Consider the following 8218-nt stretch of genomic DNA (forward strand, 5'->3'; position numbering starts at 1 on the left):
CGGTCGTACTCCGCCCAGTTCGTGACCTGGTAGCGGTACTTTGGCTTGGTTGTGCCAGGATCCTTCTTCGCTCGCGCTGCCATGTTCGATCTCAAACCGTCAGGAAATCCGGCGCCGCCGGGATGGATGACATTTTATTGCACCAACGCCCGTAGGAGGCAGAAAAGGTGCGCTCCAGATAAGCACGGAGCGAGGCATTCGAGAACCCCAAACGACTCAGGGTCGCGCGCGAAGCACGGGTAGCAAGTTCAGGTAGAAGCTGCGAGAAGTAGTGCTTTTTCAATTTGTTTTCTCTCTGATGCGCTGGACCGTTCCGGCAGGCAGACGATGAACCCGTGAGCCACCGTCGACGGGAGATGCAGTCCCGCCAAGCCGCGCCGAAACCGGCTCGATCAACGCCAGGCCAATACACGCCGCAAACGCGTGCTGATAGGCATCTTCAAACCACAAGGGGTCGAAAGCGCGAAGACGCTGCAACGCGAGCCTGTTACCCGGGTCGCGCCACCAGTCGAGTGGCAGATCAAGGGCGCACCATAGGGCACATAGCACCGGGACATTCGCAACGGAGAGTTTGAAATCTCCGTTGTCAAGCCAGAAGAAACTCTGGAGAAGCTTCAGTTGGCTCTTCATGCTGGGTACAGCGAGCACAGCCTCGACGAAGGCGCGTATGGCCTTATCAGTAAAAAACCGCGGCTCAGGCCAGGCGACATCGTCCGCGTGAACACGCAGCAGTAACCGCTGCAGCAAACTGTCCTCACCCTGCCAAAGCCGCGTGAGGTGGACACCTCGATTCGCCGCAATGTCCTTCTGCAACTGCAGGACAGCTGGGGGGTATTCGTTCAACCATTCGAACTGCAACCACTCCATATTCAGTCGCAGTGACGGCAGTTCATCGACGATAGCCTTCAAACGCCCCTTCAGGAGAAGCGGCACACTCGACTTTGCCAGATCGTCGCCTAGCCTCTGGGTCCAAACGTTCGAGAAACTCTCTATTGCAAGACGCCAGACTGTGATCCCAACGAGTTCAAGCGTCATGCCAAGTTGCCGCTTCAACTCCCTGACATAGCCGCCCAGTTGCGCAGCCGGCAGCTCGCTTCGAAACAGCATCGCAACAACGACCTCGGGCCGCGTCGCCAGGACCTTGAACGTATCAATGCTGCACAGGGGTAATCGACCGAATGCGGACCACAGCCCGTCGAGCATCGACCAGGAGTCATGGTCAAAATCGTCGCCCATGGCCACCAACACGGCATCAATTGCGGCGAGACGCGCTGCAGCGTCTGGCAACCGAATGGCCACAGCCAACGCACAAGCGGGCAACGGGTCGGCGGTAGCTGCGTCGTCTTCACTGGCAAAACCACCACCGATACACAAAGGCCTGAACTCCAGCGCAGAGCCTGGCGCAGGATAGACAAGCCACGGCGCAAACTCCGGCCTCAGCCCCTCGATACTCCACACGCCGGATGGCGCTCCTTCGGACATCGATTGGGACAGTACTCGCGGCGCTTCGGCCGGGCGCAGTATGGGCGAGGCCAAAACCTCGCAGCCTTGCACCTGCTCCTGCTGAACCCGCCTCAAGTCCTCATCTTCCAACGCTACACCCATCACCTTCGGCCGCAGTGCCACGTCGTAGCGCGACACGCTCATGCTGAAGTTCCGCTTGCCGCCGACCATCAGACGCAGTTCAACCCGCGCATCGAGCTCGCTGGACAGGCTCAGTAGCGCTTCGATCTCGCCATAAAGATCAAGCAGGCGCACTTCTGCAAAGCCTTTGACGATAGGAACCATGCGGCGCGAGAGCGACGAATCCGAACGTCCCAACACAGGGTCGCCCCTCAGCTCGAGTTCGACCTCATACTTTTTCGGCTGGTCGGGGTTCTGATCGAATACGAGGATGCGCACGCCTGCGGCATGCCGCAGGGACATGACACTCCCACTAACGACGGGCGTCCCCTCGACATCAAACGCCCGCCCGCCGCTGGCCGGGAATGGCACCCAAACCCGCAACTCGTAAGGGGATTCAGGCCAGCGCAGATGGACCAGAACGTCTTTGGGCGGCGTTGATAAGACCTGAAGGGTGATGGCATGACCTTGAGCAGTCTTCCGTAATGCACCCAGCTCGGCTCGGTCCGACTCGACGGCCAAATCCGCGAAACCCCAGCCAGTGAACTCGACACTCGCATCCTCGGCCGACGTACCCGACAAGAAGCGCTCACTTGAGTGTGCTGAAACCAAGATAAAGCGGAAGCGACCTATGCGCTCATCGTCCTCGAAGACTTGCAGCTCAACCGGGCCGCAGTAACGTGCCGGATCGATCTGGCTCCCGCTCCCCGCCGCGAACCAATGGAGGCCCTTGCTCAGGACCACGCGCGCCCCCTCATCGTCATAGCGCACGACATGGGGCTTACCGCGAAAAACTGGCCAAGGTCTGGACGAGTACGCAGCACGCCTCCCCTCGAGCACCAGGCTGCCGGACAGCTTACGAGTCTGCCCAAGCCGCACCGTCCATGAGTCATTCGTGTCCGAAATCTGAACACTCCCGGACACACGCCACAGCACAAGTGTCTTTCCGGAATCGACGTGGAGTTGCCCCAGCAGCTCACTACCCGGAGCACTCTCCTCGAGCGACTCCAAGGTGCGGCCCTCGGGCACTGCGACAAGTGCTTCGGCGTCAGGCAGCCTAAGGTCACCCGCGCCAGCAAGCCGATAACGCTCGCCCTCGGCAACGAACACCCATGGCCCATCGATGTCGGCCAAGCTCTCGCCACCGGGCAAGCCGACGCCACCTTCGACGACATCATTCCCAGCGGTACGCAAATGGAGAATGTGCTCATCGCAGGCCACTCGACCCGACCAACGCCGACGCTGTGTTCCAAACGTCACAGTCGCCCTATCACTGCCCAGCAGAAGCCTGCCGCTGGTGAGCGCCCCGCGTTCACCAACAGTTACATCAACTTCGAAGTAGCGAGGAAGCGCCGATGCAGTTCCGAGCCCGAACTGCTGCGCCAGCGCATCCGCAGAGGCGACTGCGGGATGGACCACACGAGACTCGAGCCGCCACTCGCCCAAATCGGAGTAGGAAAGCGAACGAACCACCTGGAAAACTGCAACGGCCCCCTGTTCGGTCGAGGCCTGACTCGCCACCTTCACCATCGAAGTCAGCAGTTGAACTGCTGCCGAATCGTCGATCTGCAGCGGATACTCTTCCCGCCAGTCTGGGTCCGCGTTGTCCAGCCGCTCGATCGGATCCAAGGCTCCGCCGAGCTGATGCCGCGCCTTGAGATCCAGCGTAGTGAGGACCATCGACGCCAGAAGGCGGAACACCTCGTCACGGCGCAAGCTTTCAGGCATTGCCGGCGCATGATCCGCGACAGCATCGACGACTTGGCTTTCACCCCAGCCATAACGCGCAGCCTGACGGAGCACTGTTCCCATGACAGCAGCCAAGCGGCTGCCTCCATGTCCGATCAGCTTTAGCGGCAAACCGCCATGAGCCACCACGGCACCGAAGTAACGCTTACCCTCACTGGCCGGCCTCAGTCCCCAGAAGGCAAATCCTTCAAGCACGGCACCAGAGCGCTCGTTGGGGGGCAACTCGTCCTTCTCTACCTCGAGCGACGCAAGGATAGGTCCCCATTTCCAAGGCCCCCCATCGTACTCACGCCGCCACCATTCGGCGGCGTAAAGGACAAACAACGGCGCAAAGTATTTGTTGCGACGCGCCAACGGAGAAACACCGGTAGTGCGGGTCGCTTCGCACAGACACTCCCTCAACGAGTCGTACTCTGAGGAAAGAAGCCGATAAGCATAAAGCCACCGACCATCCGGTCGGCTGCAACCACGGTTGGCCAGCATCCCCAGGAGCCATTCTTTGAGCATCTAATCCCTCCAGTAAGTCGATCAGCGCTATCCGTTCAAAGCCCAAACTCTATGCACCACGAGCCGAAACGGCTGAAGTCCTGACAAGCGCCGTCGCTTGTGGTCATCCGCGCCATACGTCTGGCCGCTGTCGAGTAGATGCCCCACTCGGTGTTGCAGCTTGAGCAGTTGGCTTTGAACGCGCCTTCCCGCGGCGCAAAAGACGCCGACGACCCACAATGTCGGCAGGCCCCAAGCGCAGCCAACTGCTGCACCGTCGCTGAAATCTGCTCTCGTGTATCTACATTCAGCGCCGCCCTTGGCAGCCACCCCTCAAGTAGTGCTCGCTCACCATCGGTCAGCGGACTGAGGAGGCGCCAACTACCTCTCTCAACTCGTCCAATGCGGTGCTGCGCCAGCCAGCCGAGCGGCTCAGAAGGCACTCGATCGACATGAACACCATACGAAGTAAAAACCGGCGACCAGAGGAAGCGTTCAACCAACAACCGGATCTTCTCTTCACCGTAGAAATCCATCGGATTGATTGAGAAGACGCGCCCCTCAGCGAAGCTTTCAAAGCCCGTGAAGTCGCCGATGTCGACGGTGGAAATCCTGGACACGATGAGCCGGCCCGAACCATCTGCTTTCAAGGGAGCCACGTGCGGCACAGCACCCAGCACAGGAATGAACACCAACTCGCGACCGCCGACTCGAAGAGCGATCTCACCCTTGCCTGCAACCAGAGAACCAGCGGATCCAGCAAAGCTAAAGTCAGCGCTCGTGCCTGCAGGAACGACTTGCGCAATATCTCGTAGAACGCGACGGATCATCATCTGCAAATACCTACAGAACTGATCCAGCTCGCGCTGGTTTGCCCTGAACACTTCTTCCGGTGTATGTGTTGTCGGCCCGATACACTTTTGATGCAGGTGCCAGAGCGTCTTCAGATGACGGTAGTGCTGGTCATGATTGAGAATGTTGGTGTGTCGCAACTCGGTCGGAACGCGGGCAGAGCGAGGCACCTTGCTGTAGAGGTCGGAATGGCGCAAAAGGCCGATCTTCCGCTTTGCTGAACGCAAGACCTCAATCGCGTATTTCGCCTCGTCGATTACACTTTTCGTGACGCTACCAGACGATTCTGTAGCTTCGCCCCAGAGTTGGCACAATCCCTTTCGCAAACGATAGTCGAGACCTTCTGTCGCATCGAGGTTGAGGGCATCTTCAAATACACGACTCAACTCTTCCGTCTCCGCCAAGCGAAGGCGCAAATACTGCTCCAGCCGATCTAGCAGGCGCACGAAGACCTTGTTCTCGTAGATACCCCAGTCATCGTCACTAAGAAGAGCCAGCAACCGCTTCGGGAGCACCCCCGTGATGGTCCTGCGATGCCAATCCTCAGACCGAGCGGCAAGCCGCTCTAGAGCACCCGGTGCAGTCCGCCTCACCCGCGAGACCTCAACGACCTCCGACTCATACTTCATCGAGTAGCGCGGGCGACGGACAATCTCGTCGAGATGACCACGGTCGATGATTTCGCGAAGCGCCTCATCGAGCTTGTTCAACTCCAGAACTGCAACCATTTCCGCAGGAAGCAACGGAGACGGAAGTGCTTCGTTGCCTTCTGCGGCACGGGCGGCCAACAGTTCCAGCGCCCGGCAAACGATTGATCGTTGAGCTTCTTGCGAGTCATCGACTGAGGGCAAAGCCGGATATCGGTGATCAACAAAAGTATGGAGCGTGGCACCAATGGCGCAGCGCTCCCCCCCATCGCTCAGTAAAACCTCGCCCTGACCCAGTTGAAGCCGCTCGTTGAGGACTGCCGGTTTCATCAATCTGAAACGCCCAGCCTCAACACACTCGGGCATCGCTACTACCCGCCCCAGGTAGAGATCAAAGACCTTCACGCACCGCGCTCCAGCCGTTTACGGTCGCGATCCAAAGCGCTAACGCACCGTTCGGGGAAGCTATCCTTGTCAATTCCCTGAAACACGTGCAGCAGCGCGTCCTCTACGTTCTTGAGCTGGTCTTTCGAGATGTCGTAACGCCCGACCACCTTGCCAGCGCGGAACATTCGAGTTGAGAGCAGATGGTCGAGGGCGCCAGCGAACGTTCCACCACAGGCCTTTACGACGGGCAAGAAGGTGAGTGCCTGCCTCTCGAAACGATTTCCCCAGCCAATACCGAACTCCTTGTCGAGTACGGTCGACAAATCGCTCTTGCTGACGAAACCAAGCAAATCCGCAACTTCCTTGCGAAGTGCAGCCTGCGCTGCGGAGAATGCTTCCTGAAGCGACTTGAACGAGTAAGTACGGACGGGCAGGTTCCGGTTGATTCTGAATCGCTCCTCATGCCGCGGGAGCTCTAACACAAACGACCGATCGTGTGTCTTGTCAGCCAACTCGTTCGTGGTTTCGTCCTGGTTCGCCGTCCCGATAAACCAAAGGTTCTCGGGAATCTGAATTTCCCTGCCATCGCGCAACAAGCGCGGGGGACTGGGAGGCGCGCTCTCCATCAACCGTATCCAGCGGTCGCCCACCGATTTTTCAAGTGCAGACAGGAAGTCGGCGAAATACTGCTCAGGGCGAGACAGGTTCATCTCGTCGAGCAGGATGATGTTCAGCCGGTCGTCGGCCGAGGGTGTGAGCGCACGATAGATCGCCTGCAAGCACTCCTTTTCGGAGAAGCGCTTCTCGAATGCGTTGTAGTGTCCCAAGAGATCGCTGCGGTCTCGCCAACCAGCCTGGACTGCGATGTCCTGGCACTCACCGCCGACAGCCTTGGCGAACGCCTTGGCGAGACTGGTCTTGCCCGTGCCGCTGATGCCTTGGAAGACATGCAGCTGGCTCATCGCGAGACCGCCGACGAAGAGCTGAAGATCCTCGAGGCGGAAGAAGAGCTCCTTGCCGGGATCCGCAACAGCGATTCGGTGCTGCAGTTCTTCAGTGAAAGTCGTGAGGCTTTCCACACTGTCGACCGGCCGCGATATCTGATATGCATCCCAATCCATCTTCACCAGCTCAGGGAAGGCAACATCTGCCTGCTGGGAATCCACGAGGCTGGAAATACGCGACTCAAGATCGCGAATATGCCCGTCCAAGAGCTGCTTGGTTCGCTCAAGCACCCGCTTTTCCTGCGCCCACTGCTCCCGCTCGAGCACAGCCAACTGTTGCTGATGCGCTGAGACTTTGCGCTCCTCAAGCTCCTGCCTCAGATCCCTGATCTGATCGCGGGCAGCGTCCAGTTCCTCCTTGACACGCTCGAGCTCGCCAATAGATTCAGCCGCCTCAAGCGCCCCGAGTCTAGAGTTGAGCGCTCTGTTTGCCTGCCGCAGTTCCTCGAGCTCCTCGCGCAAAGCAGCGGGCTCTCGCCCATCAAGAACTTCAATCAGCTCTTCGTACGCATCGAGACGCTCACGCTCCTCCGTCAAGCTTCGCCGCATACGCTCAACCTGGCCTTGATAGCGAACGATCTCCGCATCTCGCCGGGTGATCTCGTCAGCGAACTCAGCTTCCACCTCCTTGCGCAATGCCCTAAGCGCGTCTTCTCGACTTCGCTGTGTTACTGCGACCTTGCGCTCCTTTGACTCCAGCTCGATGGCTCGGCGATCGAGTTCAAGCTGCCGGCTATCGAGCTGCTCTTCTCTGGACTTGATGGCCCCGAGTCGAAGCTCCAGCTCTTGCTGGATTCGGCCCCGCGCCTCATTACGCTCACACTCAAGTTCGCCGCCGATTGCGAGCTTTCGTAGCTCAAGCGCATCAATCTCCAATCTCAGCGCCTTCAAATTCTCCTCTCGCTGCTTGAAGAATCCGTTGCGAGCGTTCCGTTCGCGCACCTCGAGTTCCTCCTCCTTACACAGGAGAGTGGCTTCTCTCGCGGCCAGACCTTCAACGCGACGCTTGGCCTCTTCATTCTCGGCCTCGAACGCATCTACTCTGCACTTCAGCGCCTCCATGCCCTTGTCAACAGAAGCACGTAACGACTCGAGCTCTTCTCGATCGCTCTGCAGCTTGGCGACCTCCGCCTTAAGCTGCGCGCGCAGCTCCGTCTCGACCTTCGCACGCTGCTCTGGCGTCGCCTCAGCGTCGAGCTTTGCCATCAAGATTTCAGCCGATGCCACGGGCACAGCCGCCTGAACGACGCCAGCGTTAGAGAACATCCCACCAAGTAGCGGAGACGCCTTTGCTCCATTGTGGTTGCCTACGTTTTGAAGTGCTCCGTTTCCTTTCTTCTTCTTTGACATATCAATACCAGCTTTCAAAAATTCCCATCCACTTGATGGCGTTGGTGCAATAAAATGTCATCCATCCCGGCGGCGCCGGACTTCCTGACGGTTTGAGGTCGAGCATGGCAGCGCGAGCGA

General features: G+C 58.9%; 3 protein-coding genes. All 3 read right to left on the bottom strand.

All coding sequences use genetic code 11. The annotated features are described in order from the left end of the window. Positions 1-279 precede the first annotated feature (279 nt). From M622_RS36125 to M622_RS39490, 3 genes are read right to left on the bottom strand one after another with little or no spacing between them, the layout of a single operon-like run. Complete coding sequence (locus M622_RS36125; RefSeq protein ID WP_021250611.1) at positions 280-3879, bottom strand: STY4851/ECs_5259 family protein; 3600 nt, start codon at positions 3877-3879, stop codon at positions 280-282. 35 nt (positions 3880-3914) lie between these two features. Beyond that, positions 3915-5762 carry a hypothetical protein gene (locus tag M622_RS36130; protein ID WP_021250612.1) on the bottom strand — a complete coding sequence of 616 codons (1848 nt, stop codon included), beginning with the start codon at positions 5760-5762 and terminating at the stop codon, positions 3915-3917. Next, positions 5759-7954 (bottom strand): AAA family ATPase, encoded by a 2196-nt coding sequence (locus tag M622_RS39490; protein ID WP_157282124.1) that lies wholly within the window; start codon positions 7952-7954, stop codon positions 5759-5761. Before M622_RS39490 ends, M622_RS36130 begins: the two co-directional genes overlap by 4 nt. Between the last annotated feature and the right edge of the window lie 264 nt (positions 7955-8218).

The organism is Thauera terpenica 58Eu, from assembly GCF_000443165.1.
Classification (GTDB): Bacteria; Pseudomonadota; Gammaproteobacteria; order Burkholderiales; family Rhodocyclaceae; genus Thauera; species Thauera terpenica.